Consider the following 23,890-nt stretch of genomic DNA (forward strand, 5'->3'; position numbering starts at 1 on the left):
TAACCATTCAATACATGACCCTAAAATCGTTGAAAAAGAGCGTCGGTCTGTCAATCAAGAAGGATGCTTATCTATTCCCGGATATTACGCAGACGTAGAGCGATTTGAAAAAGTAAAGGTGGAAGCTTTGGATCGGCATGGTAAAGCGATTACAGTGGTAAGTGAAGATTTTTTGTCTATCGTTATGCAGCATGAAATTGATCACCTGCATGGTATTATCTTTATCGATTACTTATCGCCATTAAAAAGACAGATGGCGCTAAAAAAAGTGAAAAAGTATTTGAATAGCAGAACAAACTGACTGATTGTTACCAATGAAAATAGTATCTTTAGGTTCATTTCAATATTATTGAATAATGTGATTTATATATTGTTATTATTTAATTTATTAATTATAAATACATATAAAAGGTTTAAAATCTATACCAATAGATTTCGAACTACATCGCTAAGCACAATAATACTGCATAATTTTATGCAGTATTTGTACGGTTTTTAACCATCTCGGCAATAAAATGGTTTTTGTTTTTGAGTGATTGTTTAGATAGTGAAATAAACAGGGGAGTTATTGTGATTGAGACAAGTGAGATTGTATTTTATCAGCAATCTAATTTCATTATCAGCCTGAGCTTGATAGATACCACTGATGCTAGGGACGGTAATTATGTGATGATGATTGATGCAGAAGGTATTAATCATTTGAAGGTTTCTTCGATTAAGACCGGAAATGACATCAGGTATGCCCACATTCCTTCAATAGCGAGTAGTAATCGAATCACCTGTTCTATTTATATTCAGAACAGGGAGAATGGCAGTTATCCACTGGTTGGAACTATTTATGTTCACTACCATCCATCTTCGGGACATATTGATATTACTGAAATCAAGATATCTCCCAACTCTCTGCTCGACTTAGCCATTGATCAAGTGGATAACACCAAATTCCATTTTATACTGAAAAAAAGATAGTGACTTTGGTTTATTATGTCGTAAGTTAAGCAAGGTGGTCATACACGGACCACCGTAGGATGATAATAAATCAGACAGAAAATAATCATATTATTGTGAATTTAGCTTATTTTTGGTTTTATAGCGTATCCATAAATGCGAGTGGAGCCATCAGGTTCTTGTTGGGAATAAACCCCCTGTAAATTTTGTGCAAAACCTGGCAATTGATTGATACATTCTTCCAAAACAAGAAAATAGCTTAATACAGAACCTCCCCAAATTTCACCAGGTACAATACAACATAAACCGGGGGGATAAGGTATTGCGCCTTCTGCTGCAATTTTCTTGTCAATATTTTGCAGGGGAATTAATTCTACATTATTACGGACAAACTCAATATTGGCTTGTTGAGGACTCATGGCTATTTTGGGAAAGTGAGATTTTCGGAACATCTCTTTTTGTAATTGTTTGATGTTGTTACGTACATATAGATCATGCATTTCCTGACATAATTGGCGGATAGTGTAATTAAGATAGCGTGTCTTATAAGTGCGATAGAGTGTAGGTAACATAATTTCTAAGGGAGCATCTTGTTCCAGCAATTGCTCAAAACGAACAAGTTGGGAGACAAGGTGAGTCATTTTGGCCATATCTTCGGCAGGTGTGAGCACAAACAGGATAGAATTCAAATTACATTTTTCTGGGATGATACCATTTTCGCGCAGGAAGTAGGCCAAAACAGTCGCAGGTACACCGAATTGAGCATATTCTCCAACATTGATATCAATTCCTGGCGTTGTGAGTAAAAGTTTGCAAGGATCAACAAAGTATTGATGCTCGTCGTAACACTCAAATGAATGCCATTTTTCTCCTGGCAGAAAATCAAAGAAACGCAGGTTACTTGCGATTTCATCTGTATCATAATGCGCCCAATGACAGCCATTGATGGTATCTGGAATAAACGGTTTGATATGCTGACATTGTTGTAAGATCAATTTCCGTGTTTCAATGCCAATTTTCACGCAATCCATCCACATTTTCCTGCCACTTTCTCCTTCATGTATTTTGGCATTGACATCAAGGGCAGCAAAAAGAAGGTAGAATGGACTGGTAGATGCATGAGCAGTAAAGGCGTGGTTAAATCGTTTGTGGTTTACATAACGTGGCTGTCCTTTGATGTGCCGATCTTTTTTATGGATCTGTGATGTCTGAGAGAAACCGGCTTGTTGTTTGTGTACAGATTGTGTAACCAGAATACCGGGGTCATTTTCATTAAGTTCCAATAATAATGGTGAACAAGTCGCCATCATCGGAATGAATTGTTCGTAACCAAGCCAGGCAGAATCGAATAAAATGTAATCGCAAAGATGACCGATTTTATCCACAACCTGCCTGGCGTTATAGACAGTACCGTCATATGTCCCTAATTGGATGATGGCCAGACGAATCGGACGTTTTTCTTCTGCTCGTTCAGGGGAAACTTCTTTTATTAAGTTACGCAGATAATCTTCCTTAAAGCAATGAGCATTTATACCGCCAATCAGGCCAAATGGACTGCGGGCAGTTTCCAGATAAATGGGAGTTGCTCCTGCCTGAATAAGGGCTCCGATGTGATTAGATTTATGGTTATTTCTATCGAAAAGCACCAGATCACCCGGAGTTAATAACGCATTCAATACGACCTTATTAGCAGAAGAAGTGCCGCTGAGAATAAAGTAGGTTTTGTCAGCATTGAAGACTTTCGCTGCATTCTTTTGGGCAGAGCAGGGCGCGCCTTCATGAATGAGTAAATCCCCCATGAAAACATCGGAACTACTTAGATCTGAATGAAACAAGTTTGCACCGAAGTAATTGAAAAATTGTAATCCAGTGGGGTGACGGCGAAAAAATTGCCCGCCTTGATGTCCTGGGCAATCAAAGGCAGAATTACCCTGTGAAACATATTTGGTTATGGCACCAAAAAAAGGCGGCAATAAGTTATTTTCATATTTCTCTGCTTCTCTATCCAATTGTTTCCCATAAAAGTTTTCATTGCCTTTTTCTGATTGAAATACACCAGTAATACGGGGTAAGAGATTGGGCGGTATAGGCTCATCCGGTGATATGACAAGATAAATAGGAAGTGAATAACCTGTTTTTTCGATACGTTTTAATTCACCCTTTAATGTATCTTCCAATGAAATAACTACAGCAGATACATCAATAAAATTAGTTTCATTAATACTGATAGTTTCTCTTTCACTATTAAAAAAATCGCATACATTGTTACTGCATGCAATATTAAGTTTTTTTATCATTTCAATCTTCTTATATTAAATCTAAATCAATACGGAATTATGGAAAAGTGGTATTGGGTATAATGATTAACTGTTTTATACCTTGCAGTTTTCAGCTTCATGAGCTGTAATTACCCCAGTCATATAGAAATACTGAAGGGAAATCCTTTGTGATTGTACTGTCTTTTGAAATTGATGAAGCTTTAAGCCAGAGAGTAAACCATAAGAGATAAATATTAAATTCTAATTAGTAATAAATAGTAAGTCGTAAAAAGTAATGGTTGAAAGAACAAGATTACTATGCCACAAGAAAAACTAAATAGCCAAAAAAATTGTGTTAGTAAAAATTCTATTTTTATATGTATACATTAAAATATAAATTTATTAAAAATAGTTTCAAATACTTGATGATATTATCAGATTGGGGTTTTTTATCAGTATAGATTATCTTATCTTTTATTTGGTTTTTTATTTTTATCAATATCAGGATACGAGAGATAAATATTATATAAAGTATTCTCCTATTAAGACTCAAATATTGATATCCGTCATCTTTCAAGTTTCAGCATTGTTGATTGCATTAATCATATCCTACGAAAAAATGACGGGCCAATAATGGTGCTGTAAAACTTTTCTTTAAATAGAAACCGCGGGGAAGTGTCATAATGGGTTGACCATATTCACCAATAGCTTCTGTTAATGCCCGGCTATTTGCTGCCTTCGGGCGTAATTGGAGCACTTCACCGTGACGGGCGGTAATATTCTCAACTTTACCTAAGACGATTAAGTCCATTAACTCTTCCCAATCACATCTTAGTAGTTCTTCTTCAACCGGATTTGGACTCCAGAGGAGTGGAGAACCAATACGACGTTTGGAAAGAGGAATTTCTCTTTCTCCTTCAACAGGCACCCACAGAACACGTGACAGTTTGCGTCTGACATGGCTATTTTCCCATGTGATACCACTGTTACCGGTTAAAGGTGCGACACAGACAAAGGTTGTTTCCAGAGGCATACCTTTTCTGTCCACCGGGATCGTTTTCAATTCAACGCCGATATGCTCGAAATCCTGCTCAGGTTTACTGCCCGCATTTGCGCCCAGATAATATTCAAGCAACATGCCTACCCAACCTTTATCACGTTTCAAGTTAGGCGGTATAGGGAGATTGGCTTGTACGGCCAACTCTCCCAGGGTTAAACCTGCCAGAGATTGAGCACGTTCGAGTAATTGTTGTTCGTTTTCTGGTGGTGCCGGCGCTATGAATTGCATGTTTATAAGATATATTTAATGGTGTCTAAAAAATGAACACGTGGTTGTGGCAGTTCATTATAAGTTTATTAGTATACTGATTGACTTGATAATAGCATGATATAAAAGATTTTTTCAGGTGTGTTTTCAGTATTAAAAATAGACTCATTATGATTGTTCACCTATTCCCAGTGATAATAAACAGGATCTTACACCATGTTATCCACAGTTTTATGGGATAAGTAGTAAAAAGTGGGATTACTGGTTTGATTTACAGCCTTATCAAAGGGGATTTTCGACAAAAATAAGCAATTTTTGATTAACTAAAAGGCATATCCTGTGGATAAATTCACCGTTGATTGATATTTGCTCAGCGAGAGGGAGGCGAGAAATTGTGATGTATCGTACAGGTTGTGAAAAAGGGAAGTATAAACTTTAACGTAATGAAAAATAATAGGTATTTATTTAATCTTATAAGGCATTGTAAAATGTGAAAGAAAATTATACCTGTATTACCCCTGACTTTTTCACATACATATCCACAGAAAAAGTGAATAAAATTATCATTGTCAGACTATAAATGTTTATAACTTTGGCTTTTTCTGTGAATTATCCTTCCGAAGGTGTAAACCATGCACATTTAAAGTCAAACCATCCAAAAGTTCATTTTTACTCTTCTTATACTGCTTTGGTCTTGTAACTCAAGATAGTGATGAAATGACGGATGTCACCAATGAGCATTGACGATTCTTAGAGATTTTTTCAACAGTGGAATTTCATGGAGAGCCGCAAGCAGTGAAAACACCATTATCAGCCAGTAAGTCACCTTACTGGCTTTTTCAATGTTAGCTCTTCTTCAATTTAAATTTAGCGCTTACCTTTTAGCACTTAACTTCTTTCGACAATATATTGGGCAATAATATCTCCCATTCTATCAGTGCTGACTGCTTTATCATTACCTGCTAAATCAGCCGTTCGATAACCCTGTTCCAGTGCGTCATTGATAGCGTTCTCAATAGCATCTGCAATATCATCACGTCCAAGGCTATAACGCAGCAACAGTGCTGTGGATAAAATCTGGGCGATTGGGTTAGCGATATTTTTGCCAGCGATATCAGGAGCTGAGCCGCCGGCAGGTTCATATAAGCCAAATCCTTTTTCATTCAGGCTGGCAGAAGGCAACATGCCCATTGAACCGGTGATCATGGCACATTCATCGGATAAAATGTCACCAAAAATATTAGAGCACAACAGAACATCAAATTGAGAAGGAGCTTTGATCAATTGCATGGTGGCGTTGTCGATATACATATGATTGATCTCGACGTCAGGATATTCCTTCGCAATCTCACTAACGACTTCACGCCATAGGACAGAGCTTTGTAAAACATTCGCTTTATCAATTGAAGTGACTTTATGCTGACGTTTGCGAGCGGATTCGAAAGCAATGCGGGCAATTCTTTCTATTTCAAAGCGATGGTAGATTTCAGTATCAAAAGCGCGTTCGTATTTTCCTTCTCCTTCCCGTCCCTTGGGTTGACCAAAATAGATCCCGCCGGTCAACTCTCGCACGCATAAAATGTCGAAACCTGTTTCCGCAATATCATGACGAAGTGGGCAAAAAGATTCTAAGCCAGCATATAAACGCGCAGGTCGCAGGTTGCTGAATAGTCTGAAATGCTTGCGTAATGGTAGCAATGCGCCCCGTTCTGGTTGACTGGCTGGTGGTAAATGTTCCCACTTGGGGCCACCAACGGAGCCAAACAGGATAGCATCTGCTTTTTCACAACCAACGATTGTTGCTTCAGGTAAAGGGCAACCATGCCGGTCGATAGCAATTCCCCCAACATCGTATTCGCTGGTTGTGATGCGAATATTAAAACGATGACGAATAGCATCCAACACCTTGTAGGCTTGCTTCATGACTTCAGGGCCGATGCCATCACCGGGTAATACTGCAATATGATGGTGAGTTGATATTTGCTTGTTTGCAATAGCGTGGTTTGACATCGTTATTCCGCTTCCTTTGTAATGTTCTGAGATATATTTTTCTGGGAAATATTCTGGTTAATGTTTTTAGAAAGAAAGTTTTGTATACGTTGCTTTTCTTTTTTAACCTGTTCTGCCTGCCAAATATTGTTCAGGGCGTGGATCATCGCCTTAGCAGATGATTCAATGATATCCGTCTCCAAACCCATGCCATGAAAACGGCGACCAAAGCATTCCACAATAATATTGACCTGTCCGAGAGCATCCTCCCCATGACCTTTGCTAGATAATTGGTAGGAGATCAATTTCAGTGGATAACCCGTAACGCGATTAATAGCATGATAGATAGCATCTACAGTCCCATTTCCGGTCGCAGCTTCAGATTTAATTTCATCACCACAAGCCAGACGCACAGTTGCTGTTGGGACAATATTGGTTCCGGATTGGATGCTAAAATATTCCAGTCGATAGTATTCATTTTCTTGATGTTGTTGATTAATGAATACCAATGCTTCCAGATCGTAATCAAATACCTGACCTTTTTTGTCTGCCAAGCGCAGGAAGGCTTGGTACAGTGCATCCAGATCATAATCCTGTTCCTGATAGCCCATTTCAGTCATGCGATGTTTTACGGCAGAGCGGCCAGAGCGAGAAGTCAGATTCAGTTGGGTATCTTTCAGGCCGATGGAATCCGGCGTCATGATTTCGTAAGTTTCGCGGTTTTTCAGAACACCATCCTGATGAATACCTGACGAATGGGCAAAAGCATTACTGCCTACAACCGCTTTATTAGCTGGAATCGGAGTATTGCAGATTTGACTGACTAATTGGCTGGTACGATAAATTTCTTTGTGATTAATGTTGGTATGGACTCCCAACATTTGTTGGCGGGTTTTGATTGCCATGATCGCTTCTTCCAGTGAACAGTTTCCGGCGCGTTCGCCTAAGCCATTAATTGTTCCTTCAATCTGTCTGGCTCCGGCTTGAACTGCGGTAATGGAATTGGCTACTGACATACCTAAATCATCGTGGCAATGGACAGAAATAATGGCTTGATCAATATTAGGCACCCGATCAAATAAGGTTTGGATAATACCGCCAAATTGGTAGGGTGTGGTATAACCGACTGTATCAGGAATATTGATCGTTGTTGCTCCTGCTTTAATAGCCTGTTCTACAATATGACATAAGTTATCGATATTGGAACGACCAGCATCTTCACAGGAAAATTCGACATCATTGGTATAATTGCGTGCGCGTTTGATAGAGCGAACTGCCATTTCGACAACATCGTTAAACCCTTTTTTTAATTTATGTTCGACATGCAGGTTGGAGGTGGCTAAAAACACATGTATCCGAAAGGCTTCTGCAACTCTCAAAGCTTCAGCCGCAATGTCAATATCATCATCAACACAGCGGGACAATGCGCAAATGCGGCTGTTTTTAATCTCACGGGCAATAGTCTGGACTGATTCAAAATCCCCCGGAGAGGAAACCGGGAAGCCGGCTTCAATAATATCAATGCCCAGTCTTTCCAATGCATAAGCGATTTGTAGTTTTTCTTTTACACTTAAACTGGCTTGTAATGCCTGTTCTCCGTCACGCAGAGTAGTATCGAAAATAATGACTTGCTGGCTCATGTTGTGCTCCTGTCAATTGGCTGTCGTGATGAGATTTAGAGCGCCGAGCCGGTATAAAAAAACCCGCGCACGGCGCGGGTTTTTTTATCTCTGGTAAAAGTTAACTTAGAATTCAGTCTACCAGCATACCGCGCACATTAAAGGCGATGAGTAGTAGGCTTAGTAGGCGGAAATTGTGAATCATGTAAGTCAACCTTTGAAAATCTGTTAAACGAGTATTATCGGTTCGATATATTTATTGATACGTTATCTGCAAAACAATGTCAAGCAGCATAAATAATGACGTAAGAATAAATAATATTCATTGACAGTTCCTTTTTTGACCTTCATTTAGCCTTAGTGACTATTTTTTACATTTTTAGCGATGCTTTTATCTATTTTTCATATCAATATATGAAGTAAAATCCGGCCTTAATGGATAATAGATATAATGTTTGTGCTTTTACACAGATGTTCATTGAAGAGACAGGGATGAAATGAATACTCACTATGGTGTTCTTAGATATATAAATAATAACTATATTTATAATTTACATACTAATAAAAATAAAAAATTAGTAATAGTAATTACTTGTATTTTTTATTTTTGTTTTTTTTCATTTTTATTAATATCAATCATTAGCTTTTCTGAAAGCGATTTTTACAGGAATAAACTTTCTGAAAATAGTTATAGATATTAATTTATGATAGACAGTTTATTTTTGATGAATTTTAGCGATATATAAAAGGTTGGTTTTAGCCCATATAGGTTTGGTAATTGGAATACAATCATTTTCTATTGAATTATTTATGATTGTTATCCTGTTATTATCGACGGCTTTTTATACCTACTTTGCTAAAGTAAATTGAAACTCATAGGGTATAGATAAGAATATGTCGTATGCATATTTCTTGTACAATGAACAATCTCAATTAAATGATAACTAATTGAGTAAATGCTCTCATTAATTGATATGGCTTTTTAAAATGTTGGAATTTTGCATGGTAAAGTTGCCAATATTTATTCCTTAATGAGAACGTTGCAATAAATATAGTGGAGTGAAATTAAATAATGGCTGGATACAACTCAGTAACTACAGGTATGGGAAGAAAAGAACCATGTGAAGTTCAATTGCGTAGTGTAGATCTTAATTTGCTTACTGTTTTTAATGCTGTTATGCAAATGCAGAATATTACACGCGCGGCTCAGGCATTAGGTATGTCACAACCAGCGGTCAGTAACGCAGTTTCCCGCTTAAAAACGATGTTTGATGATGAGTTATTTGTACGGCATGGGCGGGGAATTCAGCCAACAGCAAGGGCAAAGCAGCTTTTCGGGCCACTTAGGCAGGCACTTCAGATTGTGCATAATGAATTACCCGGTGCCGGATTTGATCCCGATAATAGTACAAGAATATTTAATCTTTCTATTTGCAGCCCACTTGATATCCGTTTAGCTGCTCAAATTGTTGGAGAAATAAAAAAACACTCTCCGAATATTGATGTGGTGATTAAAACACAAATTAGCGACAATGTTGAGAGGCAATTAAAATATCAGGAAATAGAATTTGTTATCAGTTATACCAAATTTGAACATCCTGATTTTCAGCATTTCCCATTATTTAATGACGAGTTGGTTCTGGCTGTTTCCCAAAAACATCCCAGAATTAGTGAATGTATCAATCAACAGCAATTGCTGGAGGAGAGACATGCGATTGTGACATTAGATAATACTGATTCATTCAGTAAACCTTACTATGAAAATAGTGAATTATTGGATTCGATCTCTTATCAGGGAACAGATTTAAATAGTGTTCTCAACATTGTATCTCAGACTTATTTGGTTGCTATAGCGCCTAAATGGATGGTTGAACACTATTCCAAACAATTAAATATACGAGCAGTATCGCTGTCCAATAGTAACATTTCTTGTCCTTGTTATTTAATATGGCACGCTTCTATGAACAGAGATAAAGGGCACCAATGGATGAAATCGTTACTAAGAGATCTTAGTGAGCAGGAATAAGGTGGTAATTAACTCTACATATCTATAGTTATCTGGTAAATCCTGCAAACTTCCCCCGTCAGGGGGGAGAAGATCTTAAAAATATTCTTCCCCCTTTCATCAGGAATGGGTAGACTGCGCGAAAATAGCTAACACATGTAAGCTGAAAAGTAGTCAGTTATCTTTGCTGAATATGATGAACCGAAGATTTAGAACAGGAATATATTGTGATAACAAATTCTTTGCACTCTTATCACTTGATCACGCGATTACAGCAGCAAATCAGCAAGTATCCTGAAAAGATTGCATTCCGCCAATGGTCACCATCAGAACAGTTTGAAATGAGCTGGCAGGATGTCGATAGGAAAACAAAATCTATCGCAAAATCCTTGTTGTCGCTTGGTGTGGAAATTCAGGAAAAAGTCGGTATTTTTGCGCATAACTCAATGGCATGGTCATTGGCAGATCTGGCTATCTTACAGCTACGTGCTGTCACTGTACCGCTTTATTCCACCAGTAGCTGTGATCAGGCTGCATTTATTCTTAATGATGCCGGTGTACGGGTACTATTCGTTGGAGGGCAGGAACAATATGATGTTGCGGTGACCCTGATAGCGTTGTGTCCGCAGCTTAATCATCTGGTTGTATTGGATGAATCTGTTGATTTGCAGGAATGTCCGCAAGCGTTGTATTTATCAACATTTATTGCGACCGATTGGTCACAATATCAATCTGAACTCGATAACCGTATCGCAGGGCAGAATTTGCGTGATCTCTTCACTCTGATTTATACCTCAGGCACAACAGGAGAGCCTAAAGGTGTCATGCTGGATTACCAGAATGTGGCTGCTCAACTCTATCTGCATGACCAGCGATTAACATTGACTGAACAGGATGTATCTCTGAGCTTTCTGCCTTTATCTCATATTTTTGAGCGTGCATGGAGTTATTACGTCATGCATACAGGCGCTTTGAATGTTTATCTGACTGACACAAATTTTGTGCGTGAGGCGATGGTTGATGTGCAACCGACAGTGATGTGCTCTGTCCCTCGTTTTTATGAAAAAGTATATAGCGCAATCTTTGAAAAAGTTTCCCGTGCTCCGTTTTGGCGCAGAATGATTTTTCACTGGGCAATCAAACGGGGTGAAAGTCGTTGGTTACGTCAATTAAACAGTAAGAAAGGGTGCCCGTTTTCTTTATGTGGCGAAAAACTGGCAGATCGGTTGGTATTGGACAAACTTCGTCAAATATTGGGAGGCCGGATCCGTTTTCTGCCAGTTGCGGGAGCACGCCTTGACGATTCCATCATGCATTTCTTCTTGTCTGTTGGACTCAATATCAAGTATGGCTATGGTATGACAGAAACTTGTGCCACCGTTTCCTGTTGGGAAGAAAAAAATTATCTGTTAGGTTCGATTGGTAGCCCATTACCCGGAGTCGATGTTCGTATTAGTACTGAGGGCGAAATTCAGGTTCGTGGCCCAATCGTGATGAAGGGATATTTTAACCGGCCGGAAGACACTGTTCATGCTTTCACCGAAGATGGTTGGCTGCGCACCGGAGATGCAGGAGGGATAGATGATAAAGGTAATTTGTTCATTACAGAACGCCTGAAAGATTTAATGAAAACATCAACGGGAAAATATATTGCTCCACAATTGATTGAGGGGACGTTAGGTCAGGATCGTTTTATTGAACATATTGCTGTTATTGCTGATACCCGTCAGTTTGTTTCTGCACTGATTGTTCCTAGCTATGAAGCGCTGGAGGATTATGCAAAATCCATTAATCTCCATTATCACAGTCGTCTTGAGTTACTGCGTAATCATCAGGTTATCGAGTTATTTGAACAACGCCTGAAAGAATTACAAAAAAATATTGCGAAGTTCCACCAGGTGAAACGTTTTACTCTGTTGCCAGAGGCTTTTTCCATGGAAAAAGGTGAATTAACACCAACACTAAAATTGCGGCGCAAAGTGATCTCACAGCATTATCAGAGTGAAATTGAATCTATGTATCGGGATTGAAAAGAAATAGCAAAAAAGGTTATTGAAAATATAGCATAAAAACACGGTAGTTTCTGGTTCAAATTAGCTCAATGGCAATATCTTTATTAAAAAAATGTTTTCAGTATGTGAATTGATGTTTGATAACCTTGGTATCTAACGTTATGTTAATGGTTCAATGTATTCATGAAATGAGCATGATTAAGTACGCTTATTAAATATTCATTTTATATAAATAAGAAATGGAATAAGTAAGGTTGTTTCTCATGATGACCTTATGAAATTCTGACATTAACTTGCAAACAGAGCCTGGAGGCAAACTCAATGGAGATGTTGTCAGGAGCCGAAATGGTCGTCAGATCGTTAATCGATCAGGGCGTTGAACATGTATTCGGTTATCCGGGCGGGGCAGTTTTGGATATTTATGATGCCCTGCATACGGTTGGGGGAATAGAGCATATTCTGGTGCGTCATGAACAGGGTGCTGTTCATATGGCAGATGGATATACTCGTTCAACGGGAAAAACAGGGGTTGTGTTGGTCACTTCAGGGCCAGGAGCAACCAATGCTATCACGGGAATTGCAACAGCCTATATGGATTCAGTTCCGATGGTCGTGCTGTCTGGCCAGGTGCCTAGTTCTCTGATAGGTAATGATGCTTTTCAAGAATGTGATATGGTAGGGATCTCTCGTCCTATCGTAAAGCACAGTTTTCTGGTGAAGAAAGCAGAAGATATCCCAAGTACAATCAAGAAAGCCTTCTATCTGGCGGCAAGCGGTCGTCCAGGGCCAGTTGTTATTGATTTTCCTAAGGATACCGTCAATCCAGCACTGAAATTTCCCTATGTTTATCCAGAAAAAATCAGTATGCGTTCTTATAACCCCACGATACAGGGGCATAAGGGACAGATTAAGCGTTCGCTGAAAACACTGTTGGATGCGAAAAAACCAGTGCTGTATGTGGGCGGTGGTGCCATCAGTTCAGGGTGTTCACCGCAATTGCTGAAACTGGCAGAGCGTTTTCATCTTCCTGTTGTCAGTTCGCTGATGGGGCTTGGTGCTTTTCCTGCGACTCACCGGCAGAGTCTGGGAATGTTGGGAATGCATGGCACGTTTGAAGCCAATAAAGCAATGCACAATTCTGATGTTATTTTTGCTGTGGGGGTGCGTTTTGATGATCGTACTACCAATAATCTTGCTAAATATTGCCCGAAAGCGACGGTATTACATATTGATATCGATCCGACATCGATTTCTAAAACTGTAACGGCTGACATTCCGATTGTGGGTGATGCCAGACAGGTACTTGGTCAAATGCTGGAGTTGTTGGATACAGCGGAAGATGCACAAGACCCAGATGCCATAAAAGATTGGTGGCTTTCCATTGAGCAGTGGCGTAGCCGCAAGTGCCTTGATTATGATCGTACCAGTCCGAAAATAAAACCGCAGGCGGTGATTGAAACCCTCTATCGCCTGACCGAAGGGAAAGCTTATCTCGCATCAGATGTAGGCCAGCATCAGATGTTCGCTGCCCTGCATTATCCATTTGATGAGCCAAGACACTGGATTAACTCCGGTGGCTTAGGCACCATGGGATTTGGTTTGCCGGCAGCACTGGGTGTTAAGCTGGCGAAACCGGAAGCGACCGTGGTATGTGTGACAGGAGATGGCAGTATTCAGATGAATATCCAGGAACTGTCCACTGCATTACAGTATGGTTTACCGGTGCTGGTGCTGAACTTAAACAACCGTTTTTTAGGGATGGTGAAACAGTGGCAGGATATAATTTATGCCGGTCGCCACTCCCAATCCTATATGGAGTCACTACCTGATTTCGTCAAATTGGCAGAGGCTTATGGTCACATTGGTGTATCCATCCGAACGTATGATGAACTGGAAAGTAAACTGACTCAGGCTTTGCGTGAAGTGACTGAAAACCAGCGTCTGGTTTTTGTTGATGTTACCGTTGATGAAACAGAACACGTTTATCCAATGCAGATCCGGGGTGGAGCAATGGATGAGATGTGGTTAAGCAAAACAGAGAGGACCTGATCATGCGCCGGATTTTGTCTGTATTACTTGAAAACGAATCGGGAGCATTGTCTCGTGTGGTGGGGTTGTTTTCCCAACGTGGCTATAATATTGAAAGTCTGACAGTGGCCCCAACGGAAGACCCAACTTTGTCACGCATGACTATTCAAACCAAAGGCGATGCTAAGGTACTAGAACAGATTGAAAAACAATTACATAAGCTGGTGGATGTTCTACGTGTCAATGAGTTAACTGCCGGTGCTCATGTTGAACGTGAAATTATGCTGGCGAAGTTGCAGGCCAGTGGATATGGCCGTGAAGAAATCAAACGTAGCACAGATATCTTTCGCGGGCAGATCGTTGATGTCACTTCAACGTTGTATACCGTCCAGTTGGTGGGCACGAGCGAAAAACTGGATGCGTTTCTTGATGCTGTGCGAGAGGTTGCAGAAATCGTGGAAGTGGTACGTTCAGGTATTGTTGGTGTCAGCCGTGGTGAGAAAATTATGCGATGAAAGATCGCAATATGCGGATTAATATACAGATATTTACCGGGCCCTACTGTAAAGTAGGGCTTTTTCTATCATATTACTGAGGGGTTAATGTGAAACTGGATGAGATCGCCCGCTTAGCAGGTGTTTCACGTACTACGGCCAGTTATGTTATCAATGGTAAAGCCAAACAGTATCGTGTCAGCGATAAGACAGTAGAAAAAGTGATGGCAGTGGTCAGGGAGCATAACTACCATCCTAATGCTGTTGCCGCTGGTCTTCGGGCGGGGCGTACCCGTTCAATAGGTTTAGTGATACCGGATTTGGAAAACACAAGCTATACCCGTATTGCCAACTATCTTGAACGTCAGGCACGGCAACGCGGATATCAGTTATTGATAGCCTGTTCTGAAGATCAGCCAGATAATGAAATGCGTTGCGTTGAACATCTTTTGCAACGACAAGTGGACGCTATTATTGTTTCCACCGCTCTTCCTCCTGAACATCCATTTTATCAACGTTGGGCAAATCGCTCTCTGCCGATTATCGCGCTTGATCGTGCATTGGATAGTGAACATTTTGTCAGTGTTGTCGGAGATGATCTTGAAGATGCAAAAATGCTGGCCCAAGAATTGCGCCAATTCCCGTCAGAATCTGTTCTTTATTTGGGAGCACTGCCTGAATTATCAGTTAGCTTTTTACGCGAGCAGGGATTCCGCGAAGCATGGGAAAATGATCCGCGTAAAGTAAACTATCTTTATGCGAACAGTTATGAACGTGAAGCCGCCGCAGAAGTTTTTGCTTCATGGATGGAAAATAATCCAGTGCCTCAGGCGTTATACACAACTTCATTTGCCTTGCTCCAGGGAGTGATGGATACCATTCTTAAGCGCAGTGGACGATTGCCAGAGCAATTGGTCATTGCAACGTTTGGTGACCATGAATTACTCGATTTTCTTGAATGTCCGGTATTATCAGTGGCACAACGCCATCGTGATGTTGCCGAACAGGCTCTGTCGCTGGTATTAGCCAGTCTGGATGAAAAACAGAGACCCGCTCCGGGAATGACACGTATGCGCCGTCATTTATGTCGCCGCGGAAGTTTGAGCCGTAAAATCTGACTGTGTGCCCTCATGTAATATGAGGGTGCTATATCATGTACCTAAAATCATTTAAATGGGTTCGTTGACTTAATTTTGAGATTATTCTGACTAAAATTTTTCTAAACAAAAATCTATGAGTGAAAAAATGGCTAACATGCTATTGAAGGTAAAAAAAATAGATTTTTTCTTTTAAAATAACATTATAAATGAATGTTATTTCTTTAATGAAAGAAAGTATTCTATTTGATTGATATTAAAATAATTGTGGTTTTTGGTATTCTATTTTATTTCATTTTATTATTACTTTTTATACTATTTTAACTTGTGTATATTTTTATTATTGATAGATTACCACTGATTAACAATTGGGCAATAATGCGATATAGATTACATAAATTAATTTAAGTAGTAATTATTTGCTCTAAAAAAATTTTTTCAGATTAACCCCGTCAGTATCATTAAATAATTCATATTTATCATAGTGTTATATTTTATTAAGATTACCAAATCTGAAAAATCCTTCTTTTTCTCTCTTAAATCTTTCTGTAAATCTAGCTAAAGCACTTCGGCTCTGGCTTGACAAGGTTTTCATACCATCCGTAAACTCTTAATTGTGGTGATTTGTGGGATAATGTGGAGATTTGGGCCACCAAGGGGTAACCTGAGTATGTTTCGTGGAGCAACGCTGGTTAATCTCGATACTAAAGGGCGACTTACTGTACCTGCCCGATATAGGGAAACACTGAATACGGAATCAAAAGGTCAAATGGTTTGTACAATTGATCTTCATCAACCGTGTCTGTTGCTCTATACATTACCCGAATGGGAAATCATCGAAGAAAAATTATCTCGCTTATCCAGCATGAACCCAGCCGAACGTCGTGTTCAACGTTTGTTATTAGGACACGCTAGTGAATGCCAAATGGACAGTGCAGGGCGTCTTTTGTTAGCCAATACATTGCGTCAGCATGCAGGGCTAACAAAAGAAGTCATGCTGGTTGGGCAATTTAATAAATTTGAATTGTGGGATGAGCAAGTCTGGTATCAGCAGGTACAGAGTGATATCGCTGCTGAACAATCTACACATGAACCTTTATCAGCAAGGCTACAGGATTTATCACTATAAACATGGCAAATAGTCATTTTAAGCACACCAGTGTATTACTGGATGAAGCTGTCAATGGACTGAATATCCGGGAAGATGGAATTTATATTGATGGAACATTCGGGCGAGGGGGACACTCTCGCCTGATTTTATCAAAGTTGGGACCGAATGGTCGTTTGATGGCAATAGATCGCGATCCGCAGGCTATTGAAGCATCAAAAACAATTACTGACTTGCGTTTCTCTATTACTCATGGGCCATTTTCAGACTTGGCTACTTATGTAAGAGATGCAGGTCTGGTTGGAAAAATTGATGGTATTTTGCTGGATTTAGGGGTGTCTTCACCGCAACTGGATGATCCTGAGCGTGGTTTCTCATTTATGCGTGATGGGCCTCTGGATATGCGGATGGATCCTACCCGGGGACAATCAGCCTCAGAATGGTTAATGAAGGCTGAAGCAGATGATATTGCGTGGGTACTGAAAACTTTTGGTGAAGAACGTTTTGCCAAACGAATTGCGAGAGCCATTGTTGCTCGCAATCAGGTAGAACCCATTACGCGGACTAGAGAATTGGCAGAGCTAATTGCTCAGGCCAGTCCAATTAAGGAGAAACATAAGCATCCTGCGACACGCAGTTTTCAGGCTATCAGGATCTACATTAACAGTGAACTGGAAGAAATAGAACGTGCATTGGAAGGTGCATTACAAGTTTTAGCACCACAAGGGCGATTATCAGTCATCAGTTTCCACTCGTTGGAAGATCGCATAGTGAAACGCTTTATCCAGCAACATAGTCAGGGGCCACAGGTTCCAGCAGGTTTGCCTCTTACAGAAGTGCAATTAAAAGCACTAGGGGGGCGTAGTCTGAAATCAATTGGCAGGTTGAAACCCTCTGGGGATGAAGTGGCAACCAATCCGAGAGCAAGAAGCTCGGTATTGCGATTTGCTGAAAAGGCAGGTGAATAATGGCAGGTGAACGTCATGGATTAGTGGGAGTCATTGGCAGCGATTTAATCCGCAATGCCAAAATCCCATTGATTTTACTGGTGGCTGTAGTGATTTCAGCGATCAGTGTTGTGACGGTCACCCATCAGACCCGCTTATTGACTGCGGAGAAAGAACGTCAGGCAATTCAGATTGATGCTCAGGATATTGAATGGCGTAACTTGCTCCTTGAAGAAAATGCATTGGGTGACCACAGTCGGATCGAATCTATAGCGACTGAAAAATTTCATATGCAACATGTCGATCCGGTACAAGAAAACATTGTGATTACTCAATAAGTCCAGTTGACAACTAAAAGGTAGGCGATGAAAGCTGCACGCTCTTTAAAGTTGAAAAAACAAGAAGATAAAGCCAGTTTTGTCAGATGGCGTTTTGTCTTGCTGTGTGGAGGCATTTCGCTTGCTTTAATCGGGCTTTTGATTCGAGTGGCTTATTTGCAGATCATTAATCCTGACCATTTGGTGAAAGAAGGGGATTCCCGTTCTCTGCGTGTCCAATCTATTCCGACTGCCCGTGGCATGATTAACGATCGTAATGGGCGCCCACTGGCAGTCAGTATACCTGTAGATGCTGTCTGGGCAGATCCCAAAGAAATCTTTGAAAAAGGCGGTATTACGGATGACACCCGTTGGCAGGCGTTAGCTGATGCGCTCTCCATTCCTCTTGATCAATTAACCAGTAAAATCAATGAATATCCTAAAGGGCGTTTTGTTTATCTTGCTCGTCAAGTTAATACCTCTATTGGTGATTATGTTGGAAAACTGAAACTGCCGGGTATCTATCTGCGCCAGGAGTCCCGCCGTTATTATCCGGCAGGGCAGGTGACTGCACATATTATTGGTGTGACCAATATTGATGGCAATGGTATTGAGGGGGTGGAAAAGAGTTTCGATAGCTGGCTGACAGGTAAGCCGGGAAGCCGGACTGTTCGTAAAGATCGCACCGGGCGAGTCATTGAAGATGTTTCATCTGTAGACAGAAAAGCTGCTCATGATTTGGCTCTCAGTATTGATGAGCGTCTTCAGACTTTGGTTTATCGGGAATTAATGAAAGCTGTGGTACTTAACAAGGCGGAATCTGGCTCTGCCGTATTGGTAGACGTTAACACCGGCGAAGTGTTGGCAATGGTAAACAGCCCGTCTTATAACCCGAATAATTTGGCGGGAACGCCAAAAGATGCCATGCGTAATCGTACCATTACTGATATGTTCGAACCCGGTTCTACAGTGAAACCGTTGGTTGTGATGAGTGCGCTGAATAGTGGCATTGTTAAAGAAAATACCGTGTTGGATACCAGACCTTACCGATTGATGTATGGTTCGAGAGGACATGAAATCAAAGACGTAGCTCCACGTCCTGAGTTAACCATCACGGGGATTTTACAGAAGTCGAGTAACGTTGGTGTTTCTAAACTGGCGTTAGCGATGCCTGCCTCGGAGCTGGTAGATGTTTATTACCGCTTTGGGATGGGAAAACCGACCGATTTGGGGTTGGTCGGAGAAAAGAGTGGTGTATTTCCAAAAAATAGACAACGGTGGTCTGATCTTGAGAGGGCCACCTTTTCTTTCGGCTACGGGCTGATGGTAACACCGTTACAGTTAGCGCGAGTCTACGCAACAATAGGCAGCTTAGGTATTTATCGCCCTTTATCAATTACTAAGGTCGATCCCCCAGTTCCGGGTACTCGAGTATTTCCTGAGAATATCATGCGCACAGTGGTGCACATGATGGAGAGTGTGGCATTGCCTGGTGGAGGCGGGGTACGTGCGGCGATAAAAGGTTACCGCATTGCAATCAAAACCGGTACGGCGAAAAAAGTCGGGTCGGATGGCAAGTATGTCAATAAATATATCTCTTATACCGCAGGAGTTGCGCCTGCGAGTAACCCACGTTTTGCACTGGTTGTGATTGTCGATGATCCACAAGCAGGTAAATATTATGGCGGTGCAGTTTCAGCGCCTATTTTCGGCAACATCATGAGTGGTGTTCTCCGTACGATGAACGTCGAGCCTGATGCATTGCCTGCGGACGATAAAAAAGAGTTCGTGGTTAATAACTAATTTGTGACGAATAAATAAAGAGGATAAAAGTGGAAGATCGTAATTTACGCGATTTATTGGCTCTTTGGGGAGTTGATGCTCCTGAGCTTCCGCTGCGAGAAATGACATTGGATAGCCGCAAAGCGGCTGCCGGAGATCTGTTTGTTGCGGTTAAAGGGCATCAGGCAGATGGTCGAAAATACATTCCTCAAGCCATCGCTCAAGGGGTCGCTGCGGTGATCGCTGAAGCGAAGGGTGAAGCGGATAACGGCACCATTCAGGAAATACACGGTGTTCCGGTTATCTATTTTGATGATTTAAATAATAAACTGTCGAAATTGGCAGGTGAATTTTATCAACATCCAGGTAATAAATTAAAACTGGTAGGTGTGACGGGCACCAACGGTAAGACCACGACAACACAATTATTGGCACAGTGGAGTCAAGCTCTTGGAGAAACCAGTGCGGTAATGGGTACGGTAGGGAATGGCCTGCTAGGTATGACCGTTCCCAGTGAAAATACCACAGGCTCCGCCGTTGATATTCAGCTTGATTTACAACAGCTCGTCGATCAGCAAGCAACTTTTGCAGCAATGGAAGTTTCTTCACACGGTCTGGTGCAAGGGCGAGTAGCTGCATTACCTTTTCAGTCTGCTGTTTTCACTAACTTAAGCCGTGATCATCTTGATTATCACGGTGACATGAAAAATTACGAAGAAGCCAAATGGTTATTGTTTAGTAACCATGAAGTCAAACAGAAAATTATTAATGCCGATGATGAGGTTGGGCTGAAATGGCTCTCTTGTCTGCCAGAAGCCGTTGCTGTCACGATGGAAAATCGTTTGCCGGAAAGTTGGCAGGGACGTTGGTTATCTGCGGAGGAAATTCGTTATCACGATAAAGGTGCCTCCATTGCATTTACCTCTAGTTGGGGAGCAGGAATAATCGAAAGTCCTCTGATGGGGGCCTTTAATGTTAGCAATCTGCTATTGGCGCTTGCAACGCTATTATCACTGCAATACCCATTGGAAAAATTGTTGAAGACATCATCTTGTCTGATGCCAGTCTGTGGACGTATGGAGGTTTTTTCGGCATCAGGTCAGCCTACGGTTGTCGTGGATTATGCCCACACTCCAGATGCATTGGAAAAAGCGCTGGTTGCTGCACGGTTGCATTGTAAGGGGCAGCTTTGGTGTGTATTTGGTTGTGGCGGAGATCGCGATAAAGGCAAACGTCCACTGATGGGAGGTGTTGCAGAACAAGAGGCTGACCGGGTTGTTGTTACTGACGATAATCCTCGTAGTGAAGAACCTCAGTCTATTGTTGCGGATATTTTGGCGGGTTTTATCAACCCAGGAAGTGCAATGGTTATTCATGGGCGTGTTGAAGCTGTCACTAGTGCCATTATGCAGGCGGGTGAGGAAGATGTTGTGCTGGTAGCAGGTAAAGGCCATGAGGATTATCAATTAGTGGGTAATCGTCGGCTGGATTATTCAGATCGCCTGACGGTTGCGCGTTTATTGGGGGTGGCCGCATGATCCCATTGACACTACAGCAACTGGTACAAGTTACCGAAGGAACGCGACATTGTGTTTCTGAACAGCAGGCTGCTACCACTCAGATTCGGTCTGTAGAAACTGATAGCCGTAAAATAGTTCGTGGTGATCTGTTTATTGCTTTAAAAGGGGAAAACTTTGATGCCCATCGCTTCGCGGCTGATGTTGCGAAACGGGGAGCAGGAGCATTATTGGTTAGCCGACCTCTTGATGTTGATTGTCCGCAAGTGATCGTGCAGGACACCCGTTTGGCAATGGGCAAACTGGCAAGTTGGGTTCGCCAGCAAAGTAATGCGCGAGTTGTTGCATTGACCGGTTCTTCCGGCAAAACATCGGTGAAAGAGATGACCGCAGCGATTTTGCGTCAATGTGGTAATACGCTGTATACCGCAGGGAATTTCAATAACGATATCGGTGTGCCATTAACCTTGTTCAGACTCACTCAGGAACATCAATTTGCCGTGATTGAGTTGGGCGCTAACCACATTGGTGAAATTGCTTATACCACAGAAATGGTATGCCCTGAGAGTGCATTGGTAAATAACCTGTTTTCTGCTCATCTGGAAGGATTTGGCTCGTTGGCGGGAGTTGCAAAAGCAAAAGGTGAAATTTTTATAGGGCTTTCACCAACGGGAACCGCCATTATCAATCTGGAGAGCAATGATTGGCATAACTGGCAGCAGGCTATCAGTGAGCAACAGACAGTCTGGCGTTTTTCTATTACCCCGACAGCAGAAGCTGATTTTTACGCGACAGATATTCAAGAGCAGTTGTTGGAAACGCATTTTTGTCTGCATACGCCAATTGGAAGCCGTAACGTCATATTACCGCTACCCGGAAAACATAATATTACCAATGTGTTAGCTGCCAGTGCGCTGGCGGTTTCTGTAGGGGCCTCCCTCGATAACATTCACGCTGGCCTATTGGAGTTGAAAGCTGTTCCGGGGCGTTTATTCCCTGTTCATTTGGCCGAAGGAAAAATGGTGTTGGATGACACCTATAATGCCAATCCGGGTTCTATGATTGCCGCAGCGCAAGTATTGTCCCGGATGCCCGGCTATCGCGTGATGGTTGTCAGCGATATGGGGGAATTGGGAGAACAGGCGGTTGAATGTCACCATCAGGTTGGTGAAGCCATCGCATCTACAAACATCGATCAACTCATTAGCGTCGGACCTTTAAGTGTACATATCTCTGATGCAAGTGGCCGGGGGCAGCATTTTGCAAACAAGGCTGAATTAGTTGCAGTGCTGCTTTCTTTACTGAAAAAACACGAAACGATTTCTGTATTAATTAAAGGTTCACGCAGTACCAAAATGGAAGAGGTAGTGAACTCATTGAAGGAGAACTTCCAATGTTAGTTTGGCTGGCCGAATATCTAGTTAAATATCACACCGGTTTTAACGTCTTTTCCTATCTGACGTTTAGAGCCATTGTCGGCTTGCTGACTGCACTGTTTATTGCGCTGTGGATGGGACCAACTTTAATTGCTTACCTGCAAAGATTACAGATTGGTCAGGTTGTGCGCAATGACGGGCCAGAATCCCATTTAAGTAAGCGCGGAACACCGACTATGGGCGGGTTGTTGATCCTGTTCTCCATTACCATTTCTGTTCTGCTATGGGCACGTCTGGATAATCCTTACGTTTGGTGCGTACTGGTGGTTCTGCTTGGTTACGGCATCGTAGGATTCGTTGATGATTATCGAAAAGTTGTTCGTAAAGATACCAAGGGGTTGATTGCTCGCTGGAAATATTTTTGGCAGTCCGTACTGGCACTGGGTGTGGCATTTACAATGTACAGCATTGGTAAAGATACACCCGCGACACAACTGGTTGTACCATTTTTCAAAGAGGTGATGCCGCAGCTTGGTCTGCTGTATATCCTGCTGACTTATTTCGTAATTGTAGGTACCAGTAATGCCGTTAACCTGACGGATGGTCTGGATGGACTGGCAATTATGCCAACAGTGTTTGTAGCAGCCGGCTTTGCATTGGTGGCATGGGCGACAGGTAATGTTAATTTCGCTAACTATCTGCATATTCCATATTTAAGCCGTGCAGGTGAACTGGTAATTGTTTGTACTGCAATTGTCGGGGCAGGACTGGGTTTCTTGTGGTTTAACACTTATCCAGCACAAGTATTTATGGGAGATGTTGGCTCATTGGCTTTAGGTGGGGCACTGGGAACCATTGCGGTATTACTGCGTCAGGAATTCCTGTTGGTCATTATGGGCGGAGTATTCGTTGTAGAAACGCTGTCTGTCATTTTGCAAGTTGGTTCGTTCAAGTTACGAGGGCAGCGTATTTTCCGCATGGCACCTATTCATCACCACTATGAACTGAAAGGCTGGCCAGAACCGCGGGTTATTGTGCGTTTCTGGATTATTTCTTTGATGCTGGTGCTGATTGGTCTGGCAACATTAAAGGTACGTTAATCATGACAGGCTATATGACTAACAAC

Annotated in this window: 18 protein-coding genes and 1 pseudogene; 14 read left to right on the forward strand and 5 right to left on the reverse strand. The window is 41.6% G+C overall.

The features are described 5' to 3' along the window. Window positions 1-301 (forward strand): peptide deformylase (locus ABLA85_RS01385; protein ID WP_367960708.1); only part of this gene is annotated, 301 nt, incomplete at its 5' end. A 269-nt stretch (window positions 302-570) separates the two neighbouring features. Then, window positions 571-969 carry a hypothetical protein gene (locus ABLA85_RS01390; protein WP_367960710.1) on the forward strand — a complete coding sequence of 133 codons (399 nt, stop codon included), beginning with the start codon at window positions 571-573 and terminating at the stop codon, window positions 967-969. A 101-nt stretch (window positions 970-1,070) separates the two neighbouring features. On the opposite strand, the gene ABLA85_RS01395 is transcribed toward ABLA85_RS01390, so the two are convergent. The 5 genes and pseudogenes from ABLA85_RS01395 to leuA form a co-directional block, all read right to left on the reverse strand. Next, window positions 1,071-3,242 (reverse strand): ornithine decarboxylase, encoded by a 2,172-nt coding sequence (locus ABLA85_RS01395; RefSeq protein WP_367960868.1) that lies wholly within the window; start codon window positions 3,240-3,242, stop codon window positions 1,071-1,073. 562 nt (window positions 3,243-3,804) lie between these two features. Then, complete coding sequence (mutH, locus tag ABLA85_RS01400; RefSeq protein ID WP_367960712.1) at window positions 3,805-4,494, reverse strand: DNA mismatch repair endonuclease MutH; 690 nt, start codon at window positions 4,492-4,494, stop codon at window positions 3,805-3,807. A gap of 588 nt (window positions 4,495-5,082) precedes the next feature. After that, window positions 5,083-5,293: pseudogene (locus tag ABLA85_RS01405) on the reverse strand (transcriptional regulator); the annotation flags it as partial. A 68-nt stretch (window positions 5,294-5,361) separates the two neighbouring features. Then, entirely contained in the window at window positions 5,362-6,453 is a 1,092-nt protein-coding gene (gene leuB, locus ABLA85_RS01410; protein ID WP_367960870.1) for a 3-isopropylmalate dehydrogenase, read from the reverse strand. A 32-nt stretch (window positions 6,454-6,485) separates the two neighbouring features. Next, entirely contained in the window at window positions 6,486-8,102 is a 1,617-nt protein-coding gene (leuA, locus tag ABLA85_RS01415; protein ID WP_367960714.1) for a 2-isopropylmalate synthase, read from the reverse strand. Window positions 8,103-9,153: 1,051 nt separating this feature from the next. Here leuA and leuO point away from each other — a divergent pair. From leuO to mraY, 12 genes are all read left to right on the forward strand, one after another. After that, window positions 9,154-10,107: a transcriptional regulator LeuO gene (leuO, locus tag ABLA85_RS01420; RefSeq protein ID WP_367960716.1), complete on the forward strand. Its 954-nt coding sequence runs from the start codon at window positions 9,154-9,156 to the stop codon at window positions 10,105-10,107. Between the two features lie 206 nt (window positions 10,108-10,313). Beyond that, window positions 10,314-12,116: a long-chain fatty acid--CoA ligase gene (locus ABLA85_RS01425; RefSeq protein ID WP_367960718.1), complete on the forward strand. Its 1,803-nt coding sequence runs from the start codon at window positions 10,314-10,316 to the stop codon at window positions 12,114-12,116. A 303-nt stretch (window positions 12,117-12,419) separates the two neighbouring features. Further along, complete coding sequence (gene ilvI / locus ABLA85_RS01430) at window positions 12,420-14,147, forward strand: acetolactate synthase 3 large subunit (RefSeq protein WP_367960720.1); 1,728 nt, start codon at window positions 12,420-12,422, stop codon at window positions 14,145-14,147. Window positions 14,148-14,149: 2 nt separating this feature from the next. Then, window positions 14,150-14,641 carry an acetolactate synthase small subunit gene (gene ilvN / locus ABLA85_RS01435; protein ID WP_047681733.1) on the forward strand — a complete coding sequence of 164 codons (492 nt, stop codon included), beginning with the start codon at window positions 14,150-14,152 and terminating at the stop codon, window positions 14,639-14,641. 89 nt (window positions 14,642-14,730) lie between these two features. Beyond that, on the forward strand, window positions 14,731-15,738 hold the full coding sequence (gene cra, locus ABLA85_RS01440; protein WP_367960722.1) for a catabolite repressor/activator: 1,008 nt from the start codon (window positions 14,731-14,733) through the stop codon (window positions 15,736-15,738). A 649-nt stretch (window positions 15,739-16,387) separates the two neighbouring features. Then, window positions 16,388-16,846, forward strand: a complete 459-nt coding sequence (gene mraZ / locus ABLA85_RS01445; protein ID WP_038269941.1) for a division/cell wall cluster transcriptional repressor MraZ — start codon at window positions 16,388-16,390, stop codon at window positions 16,844-16,846. Window positions 16,847-16,848: 2 nt separating this feature from the next. After that, complete coding sequence (gene rsmH, locus ABLA85_RS01450; RefSeq protein ID WP_367960723.1) at window positions 16,849-17,793, forward strand: 16S rRNA (cytosine(1402)-N(4))-methyltransferase RsmH; 945 nt, start codon at window positions 16,849-16,851, stop codon at window positions 17,791-17,793. Next, entirely contained in the window at window positions 17,790-18,110 is a 321-nt protein-coding gene (ftsL, locus tag ABLA85_RS01455) for a cell division protein FtsL (protein ID WP_047681743.1), read from the forward strand. The genes rsmH and ftsL overlap by 4 nt, the downstream gene beginning before the upstream one ends. Window positions 18,111-18,137: 27 nt before the next feature. Next, window positions 18,138-19,892: a peptidoglycan glycosyltransferase FtsI gene (locus ABLA85_RS01460; protein WP_367960725.1), complete on the forward strand. Its 1,755-nt coding sequence runs from the start codon at window positions 18,138-18,140 to the stop codon at window positions 19,890-19,892. Between the two features lie 29 nt (window positions 19,893-19,921). Beyond that, the gene (murE, locus tag ABLA85_RS01465; RefSeq protein ID WP_367960726.1) at window positions 19,922-21,409 is read left to right on the forward strand and encodes a UDP-N-acetylmuramoyl-L-alanyl-D-glutamate--2,6-diaminopimelate ligase; all 1,488 of its coding nucleotides are present in this window, start codon (window positions 19,922-19,924) and stop codon (window positions 21,407-21,409) included. Continuing rightward, entirely contained in the window at window positions 21,406-22,788 is a 1,383-nt protein-coding gene (gene murF / locus ABLA85_RS01470) for a UDP-N-acetylmuramoyl-tripeptide--D-alanyl-D-alanine ligase (protein ID WP_367960728.1), read from the forward strand. Before murE ends, murF begins: the two co-directional genes overlap by 4 nt. Beyond that, window positions 22,782-23,864 carry a phospho-N-acetylmuramoyl-pentapeptide-transferase gene (gene mraY, locus ABLA85_RS01475; protein ID WP_047681754.1) on the forward strand — a complete coding sequence of 361 codons (1,083 nt, stop codon included), beginning with the start codon at window positions 22,782-22,784 and terminating at the stop codon, window positions 23,862-23,864. The genes murF and mraY overlap by 7 nt, the downstream gene beginning before the upstream one ends. Window positions 23,865-23,890: the final 26 nt, after the last annotated feature.

The sequence above is a fragment of the Xenorhabdus sp. SGI246 genome, from assembly GCF_040838225.1.
Lineage (GTDB): Bacteria > Pseudomonadota > Gammaproteobacteria > Enterobacterales > Enterobacteriaceae > Xenorhabdus > Xenorhabdus indica.